The organism is Streptococcus sp. ALY_211 (assembly GCF_058314555.1).
This window is the reverse complement of sequence record NZ_JBZFUN010000009.1, coordinates 18,869-37,884: the sequence shown is the minus strand read 5'-3', so window position 1 is coordinate 37,884 and position 19,016 is coordinate 18,869. Positions and strand designations below refer to the sequence as shown.

The 19,016-nt window shown below is 41.5% G+C and carries 18 protein-coding genes; 2 read left to right on the top strand and 16 right to left on the bottom strand.

The genetic code is table 11. The annotated features are described in order from the left end of the window. Window positions 1-30 precede the first annotated feature (30 nt). The 4 genes from AC4HAJ_RS07405 to AC4HAJ_RS07390 all read right to left on the bottom strand — a co-directional run bounded on the left by AC4HAJ_RS07405 (window position 31) and on the right by AC4HAJ_RS07390 (window position 5,498). A complete protein-coding gene (locus AC4HAJ_RS07405; protein WP_491079534.1) occupies window positions 31-879 on the bottom strand; it encodes a Cof-type HAD-IIB family hydrolase in 849 nt (282 codons plus the stop codon). Window positions 880-1,109: 230 nt separating this feature from the next. Then, window positions 1,110-2,918, bottom strand: coding sequence for a carbohydrate-binding domain-containing protein (locus tag AC4HAJ_RS07400; protein ID WP_491079533.1), 1,809 nt, complete (start codon window positions 2,916-2,918; stop codon window positions 1,110-1,112). Window positions 2,919-3,171: 253 nt separating this feature from the next. Further along, window positions 3,172-3,996 carry a Cof-type HAD-IIB family hydrolase gene (locus tag AC4HAJ_RS07395; RefSeq protein ID WP_491079532.1) on the bottom strand — a complete coding sequence of 275 codons (825 nt, stop codon included), beginning with the start codon at window positions 3,994-3,996 and terminating at the stop codon, window positions 3,172-3,174. A gap of 62 nt (window positions 3,997-4,058) precedes the next feature. Continuing rightward, window positions 4,059-5,498: a glycoside hydrolase family 1 protein gene (locus AC4HAJ_RS07390; RefSeq protein ID WP_491079531.1), complete on the bottom strand. Its 1,440-nt coding sequence runs from the start codon at window positions 5,496-5,498 to the stop codon at window positions 4,059-4,061. Between the two features lie 143 nt (window positions 5,499-5,641). On the opposite strand from AC4HAJ_RS07390, the gene AC4HAJ_RS07385 reads away from it, so the two are divergent. Together AC4HAJ_RS07385 and AC4HAJ_RS07380 are read left to right on the top strand one after the other, a co-directional pair. Beyond that, window positions 5,642-6,562 carry a helix-turn-helix domain-containing protein gene (locus AC4HAJ_RS07385; protein ID WP_491079530.1) on the top strand — a complete coding sequence of 307 codons (921 nt, stop codon included), beginning with the start codon at window positions 5,642-5,644 and terminating at the stop codon, window positions 6,560-6,562. Window positions 6,563-6,578: 16 nt separating this feature from the next. Further along, the gene (locus AC4HAJ_RS07380) at window positions 6,579-7,313 is read left to right on the top strand and encodes an HAD-IIB family hydrolase (protein WP_491079529.1); all 735 of its coding nucleotides are present in this window, start codon (window positions 6,579-6,581) and stop codon (window positions 7,311-7,313) included. Between the two features lie 48 nt (window positions 7,314-7,361). Here the strand turns inward: AC4HAJ_RS07380 and AC4HAJ_RS07375 are convergent, their stop codons facing one another. The 12 genes from AC4HAJ_RS07375 to AC4HAJ_RS07320 form a co-directional block, all read right to left on the bottom strand. After that, window positions 7,362-9,275: a beta-glucoside-specific PTS transporter subunit IIABC gene (locus AC4HAJ_RS07375; RefSeq protein WP_491079528.1), complete on the bottom strand. Its 1,914-nt coding sequence runs from the start codon at window positions 9,273-9,275 to the stop codon at window positions 7,362-7,364. A gap of 311 nt (window positions 9,276-9,586) precedes the next feature. Beyond that, window positions 9,587-10,432 (bottom strand): BglG family transcription antiterminator LicT, encoded by an 846-nt coding sequence (gene licT, locus AC4HAJ_RS07370; RefSeq protein ID WP_491079527.1) that lies wholly within the window; start codon window positions 10,430-10,432, stop codon window positions 9,587-9,589. A 166-nt stretch (window positions 10,433-10,598) separates the two neighbouring features. Continuing rightward, window positions 10,599-11,672: an ABC transporter substrate-binding protein gene (locus AC4HAJ_RS07365; protein ID WP_491079526.1), complete on the bottom strand. Its 1,074-nt coding sequence runs from the start codon at window positions 11,670-11,672 to the stop codon at window positions 10,599-10,601. Beyond that, window positions 11,665-12,441, bottom strand: a complete 777-nt coding sequence (locus tag AC4HAJ_RS07360; protein ID WP_491079525.1) for an ABC transporter permease — start codon at window positions 12,439-12,441, stop codon at window positions 11,665-11,667. The genes AC4HAJ_RS07365 and AC4HAJ_RS07360 overlap by 8 nt, the downstream gene beginning before the upstream one ends. Beyond that, window positions 12,434-13,234 carry an ABC transporter permease gene (locus tag AC4HAJ_RS07355; RefSeq protein WP_491079524.1) on the bottom strand — a complete coding sequence of 267 codons (801 nt, stop codon included), beginning with the start codon at window positions 13,232-13,234 and terminating at the stop codon, window positions 12,434-12,436. Before AC4HAJ_RS07355 ends, AC4HAJ_RS07360 begins: the two co-directional genes overlap by 8 nt. Further along, window positions 13,221-14,372: an ABC transporter ATP-binding protein gene (locus tag AC4HAJ_RS07350; protein ID WP_491079523.1), complete on the bottom strand. Its 1,152-nt coding sequence runs from the start codon at window positions 14,370-14,372 to the stop codon at window positions 13,221-13,223. The genes AC4HAJ_RS07355 and AC4HAJ_RS07350 overlap by 14 nt, the downstream gene beginning before the upstream one ends. A 24-nt stretch (window positions 14,373-14,396) precedes the next feature. Continuing rightward, the gene (murB, locus tag AC4HAJ_RS07345) at window positions 14,397-15,299 is read right to left on the bottom strand and encodes a UDP-N-acetylmuramate dehydrogenase (protein WP_491079522.1); all 903 of its coding nucleotides are present in this window, start codon (window positions 15,297-15,299) and stop codon (window positions 14,397-14,399) included. Window positions 15,300-15,420: 121 nt separating this feature from the next. Beyond that, entirely contained in the window at window positions 15,421-15,903 is a 483-nt protein-coding gene (gene folK / locus AC4HAJ_RS07340) for a 2-amino-4-hydroxy-6-hydroxymethyldihydropteridine diphosphokinase (protein WP_491079521.1), read from the bottom strand. After that, on the bottom strand, window positions 15,900-16,259 hold the full coding sequence (gene folB / locus AC4HAJ_RS07335) for a dihydroneopterin aldolase (RefSeq protein WP_491079520.1): 360 nt from the start codon (window positions 16,257-16,259) through the stop codon (window positions 15,900-15,902). The genes folK and folB overlap by 4 nt, the downstream gene beginning before the upstream one ends. 7 nt (window positions 16,260-16,266) lie before the next feature. Then, a complete protein-coding gene (gene folP, locus AC4HAJ_RS07330; RefSeq protein WP_491079519.1) occupies window positions 16,267-17,067 on the bottom strand; it encodes a dihydropteroate synthase in 801 nt (266 codons plus the stop codon). Window positions 17,068-17,070: 3 nt separating this feature from the next. Further along, window positions 17,071-17,631 carry a GTP cyclohydrolase I FolE gene (gene folE, locus AC4HAJ_RS07325; RefSeq protein WP_491079518.1) on the bottom strand — a complete coding sequence of 187 codons (561 nt, stop codon included), beginning with the start codon at window positions 17,629-17,631 and terminating at the stop codon, window positions 17,071-17,073. Window positions 17,632-17,669: 38 nt separating this feature from the next. After that, the gene (locus AC4HAJ_RS07320; protein WP_491079517.1) at window positions 17,670-18,932 is read right to left on the bottom strand and encodes a bifunctional folylpolyglutamate synthase/dihydrofolate synthase; all 1,263 of its coding nucleotides are present in this window, start codon (window positions 18,930-18,932) and stop codon (window positions 17,670-17,672) included. Window positions 18,933-19,016: the final 84 nt, after the last annotated feature.

Here is a 19,016-nt window from a genome sequence, read left to right as displayed (position 1 = left end):
TATATCTGCTAGCCAAGAGGTAATCAGATCTTATTCTTCCAGCAATCCTAGCTTGTCAAAAGCCTTGTAAAGACCGTCTTCTTCTACATCATCTGCCACCATATCTGCCATAGCCAAAAGCTCCGGACCGCTATTTCCCATGGCGACCCCGATCTCACAATAGGACAACATCGGAATATCTACCTTAGCATCTCCAAAGGCGATCGTATCTTTTTTATCGAGCTTCAAATGATCTAAGAGAACCTCTATCGTATGAGCCTTATCAATATCAGCTACTCCTATATCACCAAAAAGCGCTGTCTCACCTCGACCTCCCCAGGTTCCTACTTTGAGATGAGGAAAAGCAGACTTAGCATCAAGATAGTCCTGATAACTATTCAAGATAAAACTGATTTTATTGACATCATCACGATAGAGATCCTCACCATAGAGTAAGCCATGGATAGCATCGTCTGCCTCCAAGTCTGCCACCTCTTGATCCGATGCTCCTTTACGTTTTGCATAAGCTCTAATGACTGGTCTTGCGACTTCTCTAAAATGTTCACTAGCAAAAAGGCCATTGTTACTCTCAATATAAAATTCTAATTGATGTTGACTCAGCCAATCAACAATCTCCTGACTATCCCTTTCAGATAGGACTTGGTGCATGAGAACTTGGCCATGATGCTCAAGATAAGAACCATTACCACCAATTAAACCATCCAAGCCAATCTTCCACAAGTTCGGCTGTATTTCAGCACGACTGCGACCGGTACACATATAGACGAGATGACCTTTGGAGCGTGCTTGCTGAATCGCCACGATAGCCGATTCAGGAATACGATTTTCATAGTCAACAAGCGTCCCATCAACATCTAAAAAAATAACTTTGCCAGCCATAGTTTCTCCTTATAACTTTTATAGTTATCACCATTATAAAAGGTTCTTGCTGAAAAAGATAGAAACTTCCTCTTAAAAAATAATACTATCCTATGATTCTTTCACGATAAAAAGAGACCTCCAAATATTTTGAGAGCGATCCAACGTCAAATAACCAAAGCCTATAAAGCAAAAAAGAGAACCTTTTTAGGTTCTCTTTTGGCTATTGCAAATTCCCTCATGTACTCTTTCTATTGATTATCCTCTGGAGGTGTTCCGCTTCCAGGGAAGGCCGGATGATGGCCGTTTGGTAAGAGAGGAATCGTCTCCTTTGGAATATCACGGCGAATCTCTGGGTGAGGAGTTGTTTCTTTGGTCGCTGTTACTCTTGCTGGGTGACCGTCAGCTGTTGTAATAGTGTAAGACTTTCCTTCTTTTAGGTCTTTGCTAGAGTAGACAACATTATCAAAGTCAACATCAGCCTGGGTTTGAGCCACTGCTTGTCCATCTTCATCTGTAACGGTGATAGTATCACCAGCTAATCCTGAAACAATGCCAATAATATAAGCCTGCTCGGTACCTGTTGAGAAACCTTGGGCAAAGCCCATATGACCAATCCCCCAGATAGTACCACCAGAAGCCAGACCAATACCATCATAATCTAAAGCTGAGCTATAGTCAGTTTTAGACTGAATTTTAAGATTGCCACCAGTAACAGTCAAATTCCCATTGGAATCCACGCCATCATCATAGCCAGTCCCATTAACATCAGCACCTGATAAGATGATAGCCACCTCGTTTTTTATATCAGAGGTACTATTAGTCAGCTGAGAAAGGTCCGCATCATCTTTAGCAGTCCATTCAGTCGCATTAATGATATCATCCCCAGAATCAATGGTGATAGTTCCTTTTTTCAGCTCAACATGGCGGCCTTCAACACCTTCAGACTCTGACTTAATCGTTAGAGTAGTATCTCCTTTAACAGTCACCTCATCGTTAGCTGTTATGCCTTTACTTGCAGCTGTGATAGCCACGGTTGAATCTTTGATCTTGAGATCCCCAGCATTGACATCAGTATCATCACTGACTTGAATACCATCATCACCGGCGGTAATGGTAACAGCTGAATCATCGAGGCTCACTTTTGTTTGGACATTCATCCCATCTTTAGCCACTGCATTAAGCGTCAAATTAGCATCTTCAGCCTCAAGCTCCCCCGCCTTAATCGCATGCGACTCAGAACTTGTCAGCGTTAGAGTGCTTTTTTTCTTGCTAGTAATAAAGAGAGCTCCACCAGCTTCAATCGTCGCCTCAGCTGATGATAACGAACTATCTGAAGAAACTTTGATAGCCAAATCTCCCGCAGATGAGATATGGGAATCTGTCAGATTGACGGCCTTGAGTTTTAGCTTAACCTGACCTGTTACCCCATCAGCAACGGCAATATGATAGCCATTTCCAGAGCCTGTTAGCGTATAGGTTCCAGCTGATGAAATAGTGACGGTTCGGTCGTCAATAGTGACATGAGAAGAAGAGGACTCTACTCCCACTTCACTGAAAGTAATAGTCGCTTTCTTCTCATCATCGCTCGCATCGTCATCAGATTCTTGGTCATAGTTGTCGTCTTCGTCGTCATCAAACTCATATTCGTCATCATCAGATTCATCCTCTTCTTCATCGAATTCATCTTCATCATCGTCATATGATGCAACAAAAACTACCGATTGAGGAGACTCAGAATTTACTTTCTGGCTGGCTGGCTGATCAGAGACAGCTGCTGCTTGCTCTTCTGCTTGAGCTGCTGTCTCATCAGTCTGATCCGACTCACTTGCTGCCTCAGCTGACACAGCCTGCTGATCCCCCGTATCTGGTGATTCAGCATTGACAATAACAGCTGTTGCAGATTGGTCGTCGGCAGAAACCACTTGGCCAGCCCCCAGCACAAGCAAAGATCCTGCTAGGAGCACTCCTGCTACTAAGCCCTTAGAGGATTTACGCTTGCTATCATGCCCCTTGGCATTTGCAAAACTCTGACGATTAAATAAAACATTTTTGTTCATACTACTTCATAAACCTCCTAAATATTGATCCATTATATCAAAATTTCTAAACTTAACAAATTTTAAAAGTAATCAATCATCTAAATAGATCATTGTAAGGTTAAAAATAGGATGAAAGGCCCCTTCCAGTATCGGTTATCGGTAGTCCTATCTCTTGGCGGCACTTTTAGATCGATTACAAAACTCTCTAGCTGACTAATCAGATCAAAATGCTACAGGATTTCCTAAAATTATAAAAATCATCACATCCCTCTCAATCATTATTACCTTTCAAAAAAGCTTCAATAACTTGAAAAACGCCATTATCATCATGATGAGGGGCTTCATACTTAGCTACTGCTTTAACATTGGCAGGGGCGTTGAGCATGGCATAGCTCTCACCACTAATAGCCAACATCTCCAAATCGTTATCACTATCACCAAAACTCATGACCTGATTCGGTGTTAGTTTAAAGTGATCAAGTACACGCTCTAAACCAGTAGCTTTATTGCAGCCGTCAACCATGATATCAACACCTCCGTAACCACTAGTGACAGCCTTGAGGCGACCGTTAAAAATCCGATTGAAATCAGTTACAACAGAATAAGCCTCTGCTTCATTAGTGGCCAGATTCATCTTGAAAATAGGGCCTGCTATTTCTCCCCACGAGCGTAAATGATGAATTTGATTTCGCATAGCTTCCAACTGCTCAGGCTCAATCCCATCAAAATCAGGAATTGAGCTATCTCTAAGCATATAAGTACAGACATCGCTCGTCAAACTCAAACTGTAGTCTCTCTCCTTACCTGCAAAAAACTGCAGAGCCTCCTCTACCAAGCCTTCTGCAATCGTGGTCTTAGATAAGGTCTGTCCCTCGATCATGATATGAGCGCCATTCTCTGCTACAAAATCCATTCGATCAGTCAGTCCGTCAAACAGCATCTCTAAGCGTTTCATACTATTTCCCGTCGCAACAACAAACTGAATCCCTCTAGTTTCAAGAGCATCCAAAATCTTGATGAACCTCTCCTTATCATAGGAGCCTTTGGAATCCAGAAAAGTTCCATCCATATCTGCCGCAATTAATCGAATACTCATAATATTTCCCTTTCCCCAAAAAAAGCAGCAGGCCTTATCCCACCATACTGCTTTTCCCTAATTTATTTAAAGAGCACCTCTCCGTTGCTGGCGATAACTTCTTTATACCAATTGAAGGATTTTTTCTTGTAACGCGCTAGGGTGCCGCTGCCATCATCGTTGCGGTCCACATAGATAAAACCGTAGCGTTTGCTGAGCTGGGCTGTGGAAGCTGAAACCAGATCGATCGGTCCCCATGTCGTGTAGCCAAGAAGCTCTACACCATCTTTCAAAGCTTCGCCGACTTGGACTAAATGCTTTTGCAAATAGTCAATGCGGTAGTCATCTTCAACAGTTGGGCCGTTGGGGCCATCCACCAAGACATCCTTGGCACCCAAACCATTCTCTACAATAAAGAGCGGCAACTGATAACGGTCATAGAAATTATTAAGAACGAGTCGCAGACCAACTGGGTCGATCTGCCAGCCCCATTCGGAAGCTTCTAGGTAAGGATTGTTGATACCTCCCATAATATTGCCGCGACCTGAGTTGTAGTTTTCGGGGTCATGCGCTTGAGCGACACTCATGTAATAAGAGAAGGAAATAAAATCAACAGTATTTTTGAGAATTTCCTCGTCCTCTGGTGCAAATTGAATCTCAATACCATTTTCTTCAAAATAGCGTTTGATATAGTTTGGATATTTTCCACGCGCATGAATATCTGAGAAGAGGTAGTTTTGATTTTCAAAATCACGAACAGCCAACTGATCCAAAGGATTTGATGTCATAGGATAAGCCGGCATAGCCAGTACCATGCAACCAATCTTAAAGTCTGGATTGATTTCATGGCCAACCTTGGTAGCCAGGGCTGATGCCACCAATTCATGGTGGACAGCTTGATAGAGGTCCTGTTTACTGAGCTCTTCGACCGGTGTGGCAATACCACCTGACATAAATGGCGCGTGGAGGACAGAGTTGACTTCATTGAAGGTCAGCCAATATTTTACTTTATCCTTATAGCGGGTAAAGACCGTGCGGACATAGCGTTCGTAGAAGCCGATCAAGTCCCGGTTTGCCCAGCCATTATACTGGCGCGCCAAGTGCAGAGGGGTTTCATAGTGAGAAAGGGTCACTAGAGGTTCAATGCCATACTTAGCCAACTCATCAAAAACATCATCGTAAAATTGCAAGCCAGCTTCGTTGGGTTCCGTTTCATCACCATTTGGGAAAATCCTACTCCAAGCAATGGACAGACGGAAAACCTTAAAGCCCATTTCAGCAAAGAGAGCAATATCTTCCTTGTAGCGATGATAAAAATCAATCCCCTCCAATTTGAGATTATTCTCGGTCGGTTGATCCGTGATCAAAGGATTGAGATCACCGTCTTTGGCAGGAATCCCACCTTGAGGGGTAACATCTTGAACGGACAATCCTTTGCCGTCCACATTATAAGCCCCTTCGAATTGGTTGGCAGCGGTTGCCCCACCCCAGAGGAAACCTTCTGGAAATACTGATTTTGTCATAAGACTACTCCTTACTACTTCTATTAGTTCTGATAATAGTAGTATAGAATTAATAACATGATTTTTCTGGCATTATCCTTGGTTAAAATGATACTATACTCTGAAATTATGCTAAACTAAAAGAAAAACATTGGAGAAAATTCATGAAAGAACCCCTGCTAAATGATCTCAAAGAAGAGGTCCCATTCAATCACCATCTTCTCCCCTATAACTACTATCACACCATTATAGAAAATGGCCGACCAGATACATTATTTCACTGGCACCCAGAAATGGAGATTAGCTATATCTATGAGGGACACGCTCAATACCATATCGACTATGATTACTTTGAAACTCAACCTGGTGACATCATCCTTATCCGCCCCAACGGCATGCACTCCATCCATCCTATTGGTAATGAGCGCCAAGTCAGCGATACCTTTCAGTTTCATCTAGATATGGTGGGAAATGCTATCATCGACCAGGTCAGTCTGCGTTACCTGCAGCCCTTGCAAAATAGTGATTACAAGTTTATCCCCATTATCAAGCCGAACATGGCTGGTTACGAAGAACTGCATAGCTGCCTCTTTGCCATCTTTAAACTTGTCAAAGAAGAGCACCGCCATTTTGAGCTTTTGCTCAAAGCTAAAATCAATGAGTTTCTCTATCTGCTCTTTCAATATCGTTACGTCATTCGTAAAGTTACTGACGATGCCTATCGCAAGAATGAAAAAATTCGTGAACTCGTTGACTATATTAATCAGCACTACGAACAGCCCATGTCTATCGAATTTTTAGCGAATATGATCGGCTACAGCAAGACTCATTTTATGGCGGTATTCAAGAAACATACGGGTACCTCTTGTATTGACTTTATCATTCAAGTCCGCCTGAATAAAGCTTGCGAAGAATTGAGCAACACCAGTAGGTCTATTCTTGATATTGCTACCAGCGTGGGTTTTAATAACCTGTCTAACTTTAACCGACAATTTAAGCACTACTACCAGATGACACCCAGTCAATATCGCAAACAACAAAAGCAAATCCAAAGCGGTACTGCTATGGTCAATCCTGCTAAATAGAAAGAATTTTCTTTTCATGTCTAAAATCTACCTATTTGATTTGGATGGAACGATTGTCTACGATGGCTTACAGATCGATCCAGCAATCAAACAATTACTCCTTCAACTAGCTACAAAATCCCGTCTCATCTTTGCCTCCGCCAGGCCTATACGAGATATGATGCCCTTACTTAAGGAGTTCAGTAACTGTGAACTTATCGGTGCCAACGGTGCAATGATCCGTCAGCACGAAAAGAATATCCTGATCAAGTCTATTGATCCTACTGTTGCAGATAAGATCATCAATTATCTCCAAGACAGATCCTTAGACTATATCATCGATTACGGTTGGGACTATAGTCCCCACATTAAACAATCAAGTCATCCTATCTGGAATCTACTAGATAGGGATCAGCTAGCCCAAAATATTCCCATCAATCCTAATGCTATAAGTAAGTTCATCATCTTTTCCCTCGATCGAAACTTCATTGATTTTCTGAATAGCTGTCACCAGATCGATACAGTCATTGACACTAATACTAAAGAGATCATTATCACCGCTAAAGACATCAATAAATATACAGCCATCCAAAAATTAATCGGTAATCAGCCTTATATCGCTTTTGGCAATGACCAAAACGATACACAAATGCTCTCACATGCCAAGATAGCTTATCTTATCGACAATAAACTACCAGTCCTATCGGATAAGCCAAATGTCTCTTTCATAAGACGGACCAATCTTAAGCATAAAATTAAAGACTATCTTTAAACATATAAAAAAGCTTGATAAGGAACGAAGCCCTATCAAGCTTTTTAACTATTTAACCGCTGTCAACAAGTAATCTCCAGCATTGACGCGACTTTCTTGGGTCAGTAAGACATCATCAAAGTCTGCGGAATTGGTCACAATAACAGGAGAAATAATTGGCAGACCAGCATCACGGACAACTGCCAAATCGAATTCAAGAAGTTTTTGACCAGCTTCAACTTTTTGACCAGCTTCAACTAGACTCTTGAATCCTTTACCAGCCAGAGAAACGGTGTCCATCCCAATATGGATGAGGATTTCAGCGCCGTTCTCAGTCTTCATACCGACAGCGTGACCCGTTGGGAAGACAAGAGTGATTTCACCATTAGCAGGGGCAACAACTGTCCCATCAGTAGGATCAATAGCGATACCTTTACCCATAGCTCCTGAGGCAAAGACCTGATCAGGAACATCTTCCAATTTGACAACGTTACCAATCATTGGTGAAGCAATAATTTCTTGCTTAAGTTCCTTTAGGGGTTGGGCCTCTACCTCTGCTTCTGCTTTAGTTTCAGTTGCTGCAGAAGGTCCACCGTAGAGGTAAGGAATCTTAACAAAATGAGTCAAGATAAATCCAAGAACAAAATTCAAGACAATAGCGCCAATGAAATACCAAACGTTATTAGGTCCAGCTGGTGCTCCTGCTGGCATCTTAGCAGGAATGATATAAGAAGGAATACCGAACAAACCAAGACCACCCATAGTAAAGCCAGTAACATTAAAGAAACCTAGAAGACCACCTTGAATAGCACCAGCAACACAAGTCATGATGAAAGGAAGGCGCATTGGTAATGTAATACCATAAATAGCTGGCTCAGTCACCCCGAAAAGAGCTGAGATAAAAGCAGGAATCGTCAGTTGTTTAACTTTTTCTTCCTTAGTCCGCAAGAAGATATTAAGAAGAGAACCTGCTTGAGCAAAACAGATAGCAGCTGTTGCTACCAGCATTGTACTCCAGCCTTGTGTTGAAAATTGGAGAATGGCAATCGGTACAAGACCCCAGTGCAGTCCAAACATAACCATAACTTGCCAAAGAGCACCAAGAAGGATACCAAATAAAATAGGACTAAAGTTATATACAGCTTGGAAGCCAACTCCGACCAAGTTAGAAGCCTCTGCCATCACAGGACCAATAGCCAAGAAGGCAAGCGGAACTGTAATCAACAAGGTAAAGAAAGGCACAATGAAGACCTTCACAACATCAGGAATAATCTTCTTGAAAAAGGCTTCAATCTTAGAACCAATCCATACCGTCAAAACAATTGGCAAAACGGTTTGAAGGTAGGTGGATTGTGGAAAAATAACAGGAATGCCTAAAAAGGTCACACCACCTTTAGCAAAATTTGTAGCAATATCAGGGTAGACCAAAGCAAAGCCAAGTGCAATTGCTGTAAACTGGTCCATCTTGAAGCGCTTAGCTGCTGTTAACGCCAAGATCAATGGTAAAAATTGGAAGAAACCATCACCAGCCGCATTCAAGATAATATAGAGACCATCTGTCTCCTTGACTCCTACTGCTGCTAAAATCGCAACTAATCCCTTGATCATACCAGCTGCTGACAAGACTCCCAAGATTGGCTGGAAGAGACCTGAAACTAAAGCGATAAATTGATCAAATAAGTTCCCTTTAGGGACATCACCTTCATCGACATCAATGCCGCCATCTCCAGAAATTCCAGCAACTTTCAAAACAGCATCGTAAACATCTGGGACATGATTACCGATGACCACTTGGAATTGCCCACCAGCTTTAACAACCGTTACAATACCATCACGTTTCTTGAGATAGTCCTCATCTGCTTTCCCTTCATCCTTGAGGGTGAAGCGTAAACGTGTCACACAATGGACCAGCTTAACAATATTGTCTTTACCACCGACGTGTTCGACAATATCCTGAGCTAATTCCGTATAATCTTTAGCCATACCTAGGCTCCTTTCATAAGATGTAGCTTAGCTAACTTGTCTGTCATAAACAAATCCATCTAAGCCAGCTCCAAAATAGAAATGTTAGCCGTTTAGACAAAACAAAAACCTAAACAAATACCAAAGACTCATCTATGCTTTTTAGCATACGACGCCATCTCGTATTTATTTAGGTTTTGCCTGCCTTACAGTAACAATCCTTATTAACACCACCATTATATCAAATAGTTAGAAAATTGCAAGGGCTTTCATTATAATTATTTGACAAAAATAAAAGTAAAGGAACCGCGATTTTTCTCACTCTCTCAACCCTACGCTTGATTCTGCTGACGCTGGATATGGATGGTCAGATAGACTTGTTCATCTTTGCTCATTTGAAAATTAAACTGCTCCTGGATATAGTCCTTAATTTTCAAAGTACAGCTAAAAGCCTCTCGATAGTTGAGTTGGACTTGTTCGTAGAGAAAATCATCATTAGCTCCCTGAACACTGCCGCTGACTACTCGCTGAGCAAAATATTGAAGATGGGTGACAAACCGATTATAGCTGATCGAATCCTCTGGAGCCAGGTAACCAAAATGAAGTCGGACAATTTCTAGACAGTTGATCACAATTTGCTGAATCTGCTGACTAGTATGAGGGAGAGTTGTTTCTTTTTGAGCATTAATAAAGTGCAAAGCGATAGAGGCCGCTTCACCTTCGTCCATCGTCACCCCCAAACTCTCTTTAATCATTGCAAGAGCTTTTAATCCAATAGCATAGACCTTGGGATAGAATTTTCTCACTTCCCAAGCCAGAGGATTCTGCAGATTAATCCCCTCTTTGGTCCTAGCGATAGCATAGTGAAGATGATCTGCCAAGGCAATGTAGAGAGAAATCTCAAAAGTCTGCTCCAATATCTCTTGTCCATAAGCAATAATCGCTAAAACAAGAGATAACTCATCATCTGTCAAATCTTGATAAACGCGCGATAATTCACTGATATGATCAAATGACCTCTGAGTCTCTTCAAGAACAAAACGCTTTTCAATTTTTTTAGAATCAACCACATCACCCGGCTTCTTTTGAAAACCCAACCCCTTCCCCATAAGAATGATTTCAGTGCCCTCTTCTTCTATTTGGACGACATTATTATTGTAGACACGCTCAATTTTCATAACAGTAACCTCATTTCGACATACACCCTATTGTAACAGACTATTGTTAAAGTTAAATAATAATTTGACTACTCTACATGGCTAAACGACTAATGGGCTAAAAATTAATGCCTGGAGCATTCAATACAAAAAATAAAAGAGTTTAAGAACTTATCTCAAACTCCTTTTAGCGTCTATACATTTTAAATTGTAAATAGCGATCATTATAAATGCCTAACCAATTAGCTCCTAAATTATCATAGACTTCTAAATTTTTAATAACAGCTGCTGATGGATAAAAGGAAGGATCACCTGTCACTTCCTTAGGCAATAGCTTCTTAGCAGCTGCATTTGGGGTTGCATAACCGATATACTCCGCATTTTGAGCAGCATTTTTAGGATCTAACATAAAGGAAATAAAGGCATAGGCTGCTTTTTTATTGACTACTGTTTTTGGAATGACAATATTATCAAACCAAAGATTGGAGCCTTCAGAAGGAAGAACATAATGAAGATGCTCATTGCTATCTAACATTTCTCTAGCCTCCCCAGAGAAACTTACACCAATAGCTGCATCTCCATTGATCAAATAACCTTTCATTTCATCGCCTACAATCGCCTTGATATTGGGCGTCAAATGACTCAATTTATCAGATGCTTGATTGAGCTGACTATAGTCCTTAGTATTGACACTGTATCCCAAAGCGTTAAGTCCCATCCCCATCACTTCTCTAGCACCATCTACTAGCATGATCTGATGGCGATATTCTGGCTTCCAAAGATCCTTCCAATGCCTAGGGGCAGACGTAACTAATTGGTCATTATAGATAATACCTACCGTTCCCCAAAAATAGGGGATTGAGTAGCTATTATCAGGATCAAAACTTTTGCCTGTAAACTGTGGATCGATATGGTCTAGTCCCTTGATTTTAGATTTATCCAGCTTAACCAAAAGATTTTCCCTGGCCATTTTATCGATCATATAATCGCTTGGAACTGCAATATCATATCGGGTACCACCCTGTTCAATTTTAGTATACATAGCCTCATTTGAATCAAAGGTCTCATACTGAACAGTGATCCCCTTCTCTTTTTCAAACTTAGCAATCAGCTCAGGATCAATATAATCCCCCCAATTATAGATAACCAAGCTATTAGCCTGATCATGACTAGACTGCTCTTGTGTCAAGCTAAGCATGATGAAAAAAAGAATAAGAACGACACTGAATATACCTGTGATGAATAAATACAACCTACGCATCTTGGCTACCTTCTTCCTTGCTAATAAAGTAATAACCTATCACCAAAAGGATGCTAACCAAAAAAATAATGGTAGATAAGGCATTAATTTCTAGTGAAATGCCTCGACGAGCGCGTGAATAGATTTCAACCGCTAAAGTAGAAAAACCATTTCCAGTAACAAAGAAAGTCACCGCAAAATCATCCAATGAGTAGGTGAAAGCCATAAAATAGCCAGCAATGATACTTGGTGTCAGATAGGGAAGCATGACAGAACGCAGCATTTGAAAACGAGTCGCTCCCAAGTCATAAGCAGCATTGATCATATCTGGATTCATTTCTTGGAGCCTGGGTAACACCATCAAAACCACAATAGGGATAGAAAAGGCAACATGACTGAGTAAGACAGACCACAGCCCGAGCTGAAAACCAATAAAGGTAAAGAGAATGAGAAAGCTAGCTCCAGTCATCACATCTGGTGAAACCATGAGGACGTTGTTGAGCACCAATAAACCTTGATTGTATCTTTTTTTGACCTGATGGATAAAGATAGCACCAAAGGTACCAATAAAAGTCGCTAGTAAGGCGCTTAAAAAAGCTAGAAAAAATGTCTGAACAAGAATCAACATCAGACGACTATCAGAAAAAACAGCCTGATAATGCGCCCATGTGAAATCAGTAAACTGACTCATCCCCCCACTGCTGTTAAAAGAATAAAAAATTAAATAAAAAATAGGAAGGTAGAGCAAGCAGAAAACAACAGTCAAGTAAGACTTGGCAAATTTACCCATTAGCGCCCCTTTCCTTGGTCAAAGTCATGATAGCTACCATAGCAATAATTAAAATAACACCAATGGTGGATCCCATACCCCAGTTTTGCGTGATGAGAAAATGCTGCTCAATCGCCGTTCCTAGAGTAATCACACGATTGCCCCCAATCAAACGTGTCAGCATAAAAAGACTGAGACTGGGAATAAAAACCGACTGAACACCAGAGCGGACACCGTTCAAAGATAGGGGGAAAATCACCCGCCAAAAAGTCTGCCAACGATTAGCTCCTAAATCTTGACTAGCATAAATGAGGTTAGTATCCAAATCATCTAAGGCGTTGAAAATTGGTAAAATCATGAAGGGTAATTCAATATAAGCAGCCACAACAATAAAAGAAAAATCAGTAAAAAGCAACTGCTTAGGACCAATCCCCATAAATGTCAAAAAATGATTGACACTACCATCTTGTCCTAAAATCCCCATAAAAGCGTAGACTTTTAGAAGGAGGTTTACCCAAGTTGGTAGAATGATCAACATAAGCCAGAGCTGTTTTCTTTTCAGTCTGGTCAAGATAAAAGCCGTAGGATAACTTAAAATCAAAGTCAGTAGTGTAATAATCCCCGCATATAGAATCGAATTCATTCCCATGCGCAGATAAGTCCAAGAACTAAAAACAGTTTGATAGTTCTCTAAACTTAATTGCCCCTCTTGATTAAAGAAAGACTGGAACACAATCATACCAACTGGTGCGACAACAAATAATAAGAGCCACAAAAGATAAGGGAGGGCGAAAAAAACATTAATCTTTTTCATGACGCTCCCCCTCTATAGCATTGATCAGACCTTCCTCTGGCTCTTCAAGCTCAACATATTCTTCAATACGGGCATCAAATTCTTCTTCGGTCTCATTGAGGCGCATGATATGGAGGTCCTCAGGAGTAAAATCAAGCCCGATAACTTCTCCTTCTATAGCCTTACGTGTCGAATGAATCATCCATTCATTGCCCAAATCATCATAAGCTATAATTTCATAGTGTACCCCACGAAAAAGCTGCGTATCAACCTTGACTTGCAATTTCCCACTGTCAGGTAGCGTAATCTGTAAATCTTCTGGACGGATAACCACTTCTACAGGCTCATTGGGACGCATACCACCATCTACTGCCTCAAACCGCTTACCATTGAATTCCACCAGATAATCTTCGATCATAGTGCCATTGACAATATTGGATTCCCCAATAAAGGTAGCCACAAAATGATTGATAGGCTCATCATAGATATCTACTGGTGTCCCAGATTGAACAATTTCACCATCATTCATCACAAAAATCCAGTCACTCATTGCTAGAGCCTCTTCTTGATCGTGAGTGACAAAGACAAAGGTGATCCCCAAACGTTGCTGGAGTTCTCTCAACTCATACTGCATTTCGGTACGCAGCTTGAGATCCAAAGCTGATAAAGGCTCATCCAACAAGACAACTTTCGGTTGATTGATAATGGCACGTGCAATAGCCACGCGCTGACGCTGACCTCCAGACAACTTCTGAATACTGCGCCTTTCATAACCGTCCAGTCTAACCATCTTGAGCGCCTCTTTGACACGCTCCTTGATCTGAGCCTTATCCACTTTCTTTAATTTCAAGGGAAAAGCGACATTATCGAAGACAGTCATATGCGGAAAAAGAGCATAGTTCTGAAAAACCGTATGCACATCTCGCTTATTGATAGGGATATCATTGATCCGCTTACCATCAAGGTAGATATCACCACTGGTCGCTTCCAAGAGACCGGCAATAATATTGAGTATGGTCGATTTTCCAGAACCAGAGGCTCCCAGTAGAGTATAAAATTTCCCTTGCTCCAGCTCAAAATTGATATTTTTTAAAACTTGAGTGCCACTATCCTCAAAGGTCTTTGTGACATTCTTAAATGAGATAATCGGCTTAGCCAATCTGCATAATTCCTCCTAAAGGTCTTAGTTTTGATAATCACCAATAATACGAACCTCTGGTTCTAAACGGATACCTGAATGAAGCTCAACTTTCTCGATCACATCAGCAATCAAAGCTTCATAATCATCAGCCGTTCCATCAGCTACATTGACCATGAAGCCAGCATGCTTCTTAGACACCTCTACACCACCGATACGATGGCCCATAAGACCAGCCTCCATGATAAGTTGTCCTGCAAAATGACCAACTGGGCGCTTAAAGACCGAGCCGCACGATGGGTATTCCAGAGGCTGCTTAAGCTCCCTAAGATGATTAAGTCGCTTCATCTCATTGGTAATTTGTGTATAATCTCCTGGCTTAAGAGCAAACTTAGCTGAGATAACTACTTCCCCAGTGTTCTGAAGGAGAGAATGACGGTAACCAAAGGCCATATCCTTTCCCTCAACAATACGCACATCACCTTCTTTATTTAAAACCTGTACGGATACCAGGATATGAGCAACCTCACCACCATAGGCACCAGCATTCATAAAGACAGCACCGCCGATACTTCCAGGAATACCAGCGGCAAACTCAAAACCGGTCAGGCTATGAAATTGAGCAACCTTGGTTGTCTCTATTAAGTTAGCACCTGCTTCAGCCTCAATAGTATAACCATTGACTGTCACCGTACTGAGCTTATCAAACATGATAACAAAGCCACGAATCCCCCCCTCACGAACAATCAAATTACTAGCGTTACCAAGAACCATCCAAGGGATACCTTCTTCGTTAGCAAATTTGACAACTCGGGCTAACTCGTAGCGATTGCGAGGGAAGGCCAAGAAATCTGCAGGGCCTCCCACTTTTGTATAGGTATATTTTCTCAAAGGTTCATCAATACGAATATCAATACCTTCAAGAATTTGCTTCATTTTTTCAATCATACTATTTCCAAACTTACATTAAAAAAGTCGGCATAAAGCCGATTAATATTATAGCAGATTTATACCTCTTTTGCGATAAAGTCCTAGAGATTTTTAAAGAAAGCGAGATATAAAAAAGGAATCAGGATAGACGCTTAATTTGAGATACATCCAACTTTCGCAGATCATCTCTATAGCTTACCTGGCTGACAGGCTCCCTAAGCTGGGGAGCAATCTCTAATAATGGAACCAAAACAAAAGCACGTTCCCTCATATAAGGATGGGGGATCTCAAGCTCAGGTAAGTTGATTTGATCATCATTATAGAGAAGAATATCAATATCAATGGTCCGAGGTCCCCAATGAATCTCTCTTGTCCGCCCAAGTGACAGCTCGATGGCCTGACAGTGCTCAAGTAAAACAAGGGGCACCAAGTTCGTTCTAATCAAACAGACTGTATTTAAAAAATCTGCCTGATCAGTCAAGCCCCAAGCAGGTGTTTCATAGATAGAAGCGCAGCTTATCAGTTTAGTTTCTGGCAAGGCCTCAATCGCCCCTAAGGCTTTCTCAAGATAAGATAAGCGATCACCTCTATTAGTTCCCAAGCTGAGATAAACACGATTCATCGACTGCGCTCCAAAATAATCCCTACGCTATCATAGTGACCGGCAATGGGAGGATTTTCCTTAGTGATCTTCAGTCTGATAGTCACAACAGTAGGAAATTGCTCAAAAATATCTCGGCAGATAGCACCACCGAGTCGCTCTAAAAGCTGGTAACTCTGATTCTCAGTTTGATACTTAATCACATCGAAGACTTGACCATAATGTACCGTGTCTTCTAGACGATCACTCTGCGATGCTGCTGTTAAATCCAAACCAAGTTCAGCATCAATCATAAAAATCTGCCCTAGGACATTTTCTTCAGGCAAAGCACCGTGATACCCATAAAAACGGCACCCTGTCAATAAAATCTTATCCATTTTTCCCTCACATCAGCTGGCTGATAACCTTAACGATGTCACGATTAGCCTCAACATTATGAACCCGTACAATTTGGCACCCCTTTGAGATAGCATAGGCCGATAGAGCTGCCGTTCCCATATCTCGTTCATTTGCTTGAGTATGACCACCAAGCAGATAATCCACCACACGCTTACGTGAGATACCAAACAAAACAGGGTAGCCCAGATGGCAGAGGCGGTCTAATCCTTTTAATAAAGCAATATTTTGCTGGGCATTCTTGGCAAAGCCAAAACCTGGATCAATCCATATATTATCAGGACGGACCCCAGCTTCAAGTGCTACTTGAGCACGCTGAGCCAAAAAATAACTGACATCTTGGACAATATCTTGGTAATCTTCGCTAGACTGATTATGCATAAGAATAATTGGGACATCAGCTTGAGCTGCCAATTCAAACATCTGACCATCGTACAATCCAGACCAAACATCATTAAGAATATCGGCACCAGCCTCCAGCGCAGCCTTAGCTGTTGCTGTCTTATAGGTATCGATGCTAACAAGAATATCAAATCTTGCTTTAATAGCTTTAATCACTGGAACAATACGACTGATTTCCTCTTCCTCGGAAACAAAATCAGCACCCGGACGTGTCGATTCACCGCCAACATCAATAATTTTTGCACCGGCAGTAATCATATCCTGAACCTGAGACAGGGCATTGGCCAGCTCAGTATAACGACCACCATCTGAAAAAGAATCCGGTGTCACATTTAAAACACCCATGATGCAGGCATTACCATCTATAGTGTGCTTTCCTATTTTCATCCCTTATCCCTTCATTAAGCTCAGCAATTCTTGGCGGGCAACAGTATCTTCACGATAAATTCCCTTAGCAACTGTGGTAATTGTTTTACTACCAGGTTTCTTAATCCCTCTCATAGTCATACACATATGCTCTGCCTCAACCATGACAAAGACCCCTTTAGGATCCAAGGCTTGAACCAAGGCGCTAGCAACCTGCTCTGTTAAACGTTCTTGCAGCTGTGGACGCTTACTCGCTACTTCTACTGCTCTAGCTAGCTTACTTAGCCCAGTCACCTGACCGTGATTAGGAAGGTAAGCAACATGAGCCACCCCATAAAAAGGAACCAGATGATGCTCGCACATAGAATAAAAAGGAATATCCTTAACCAATACCACTTCCTCATGATTTTCTGTAAAAACAGCGGTAAACTGGTCTTTTGGATCTTCATTCAAGCTGGCAAACATCTCCGCATACATTTTTGCGACACGTTTTGGCGTATCTAGAAGCCCTTCGCGATTAGGATCTTCACCAATAGCCTCTAAAAGTTGATAGATAGCATTTTCTGCTTTCTCTTGATCAATCATAATATCCTCTTATCATCTTATTAGGTACTAATTATACCTCAGTTAGGCTGATCTTTCAAAAGCCAATGACGAACTTGGGCGATAAAATAAAGAGAGCCCGTTACAATATAGAGTGTATCCCGATCATCTGGCTGATAGATTTTAGAAAACCAATCCTCAAACGAATCTACCCTATCATACTGATCAGGATAATCTAGCACATCTAGACTATTGGGATAATCAAAACTTGTCACCCAGATTGTCCCCAGCCTCTCCAAATTCAAAAGCATATCAGTAATCGGCTTGGTAGTGATAGCAGCGAATAAAATTTTGATCGATTTATCTGCATAATCTCTTCTTATCAAATCGATTAGAGCCTGAACACTTTCTCTATTATGAGCACCATCAATCATGAGATTATCTGCCATTATTTCTGTACGTCCCAGCCATTTAGCTTGAGACAGTCCCAGTCGAATGGTATCATCTGTAACCTTGGGATAGCGTCCACGCAACAAGCTGGCTGTCGCAACAGCCAGAGCTGCATTTGAAACTTGGTGTTGCCCAGGCATAGCAGGATGCAAACCTTCCAGATCCACATCCCTTAGATGAAAATTATAGCCTATCTGTGATGGCTCTAGCGAAAAATTCTTACCATATTCATAAACTGGCGACCCAACAATCCTAGCCCTATCCAAAAAAGCCTGCCTAGCCTCTTCCTGTCTAATAGCCATCACCAAGGGCTCACCTGCTTTTAGAACAGCAGCCTTATTGGCAGCGATCGCTGCATAACTGTCGCCTAGAACAGCTTGATGATCGAGCCCAATAGAGGGACAAACAACAGCCAATGCTTGGAAACAATTGGTCGAATCATCTCTTCCTCCCATACCAGCTTCTATGATAGCAATATCTACTGGGTGAATACGACCAAAATAGAGAAACATCACCGTAGTGATAACTTCAAATTCAGTTGCCTCCTCGTAAGACGTCTCTCGAGGTAGGCGCTCTACCACTGGCTTTACCAAATCAACACAGGAGAGCAAATCTTCTTTCGTAATCATTTGCCCATTAATCGCAATGCGCTCCCTAAAATCCATAATATAGGGTGAGGTAAAGGTGCCAACTTCATAGCCTGCCTGACTAAAGATATGCTGCAAATTATTAACGACAGACCCCTTGCCATTGGTTCCAACCACATGGATACCCTGCAAATATTCCTGTGGATTTCCCAACTCATTAAGCATCCAAGCCATCCTATCAAGTCCTGGCTTGATACCAAAGCTCAATCGAGCATGAATCCACTCTAAGGCTTCTTGGTAAGTCATATAAAATCCTTTCACATATTAAGCACTTGAAAAAAGTTGGATAAAAATCAGTGAGTCTGGGACAAAAGTCCAGACTCGTTAGAC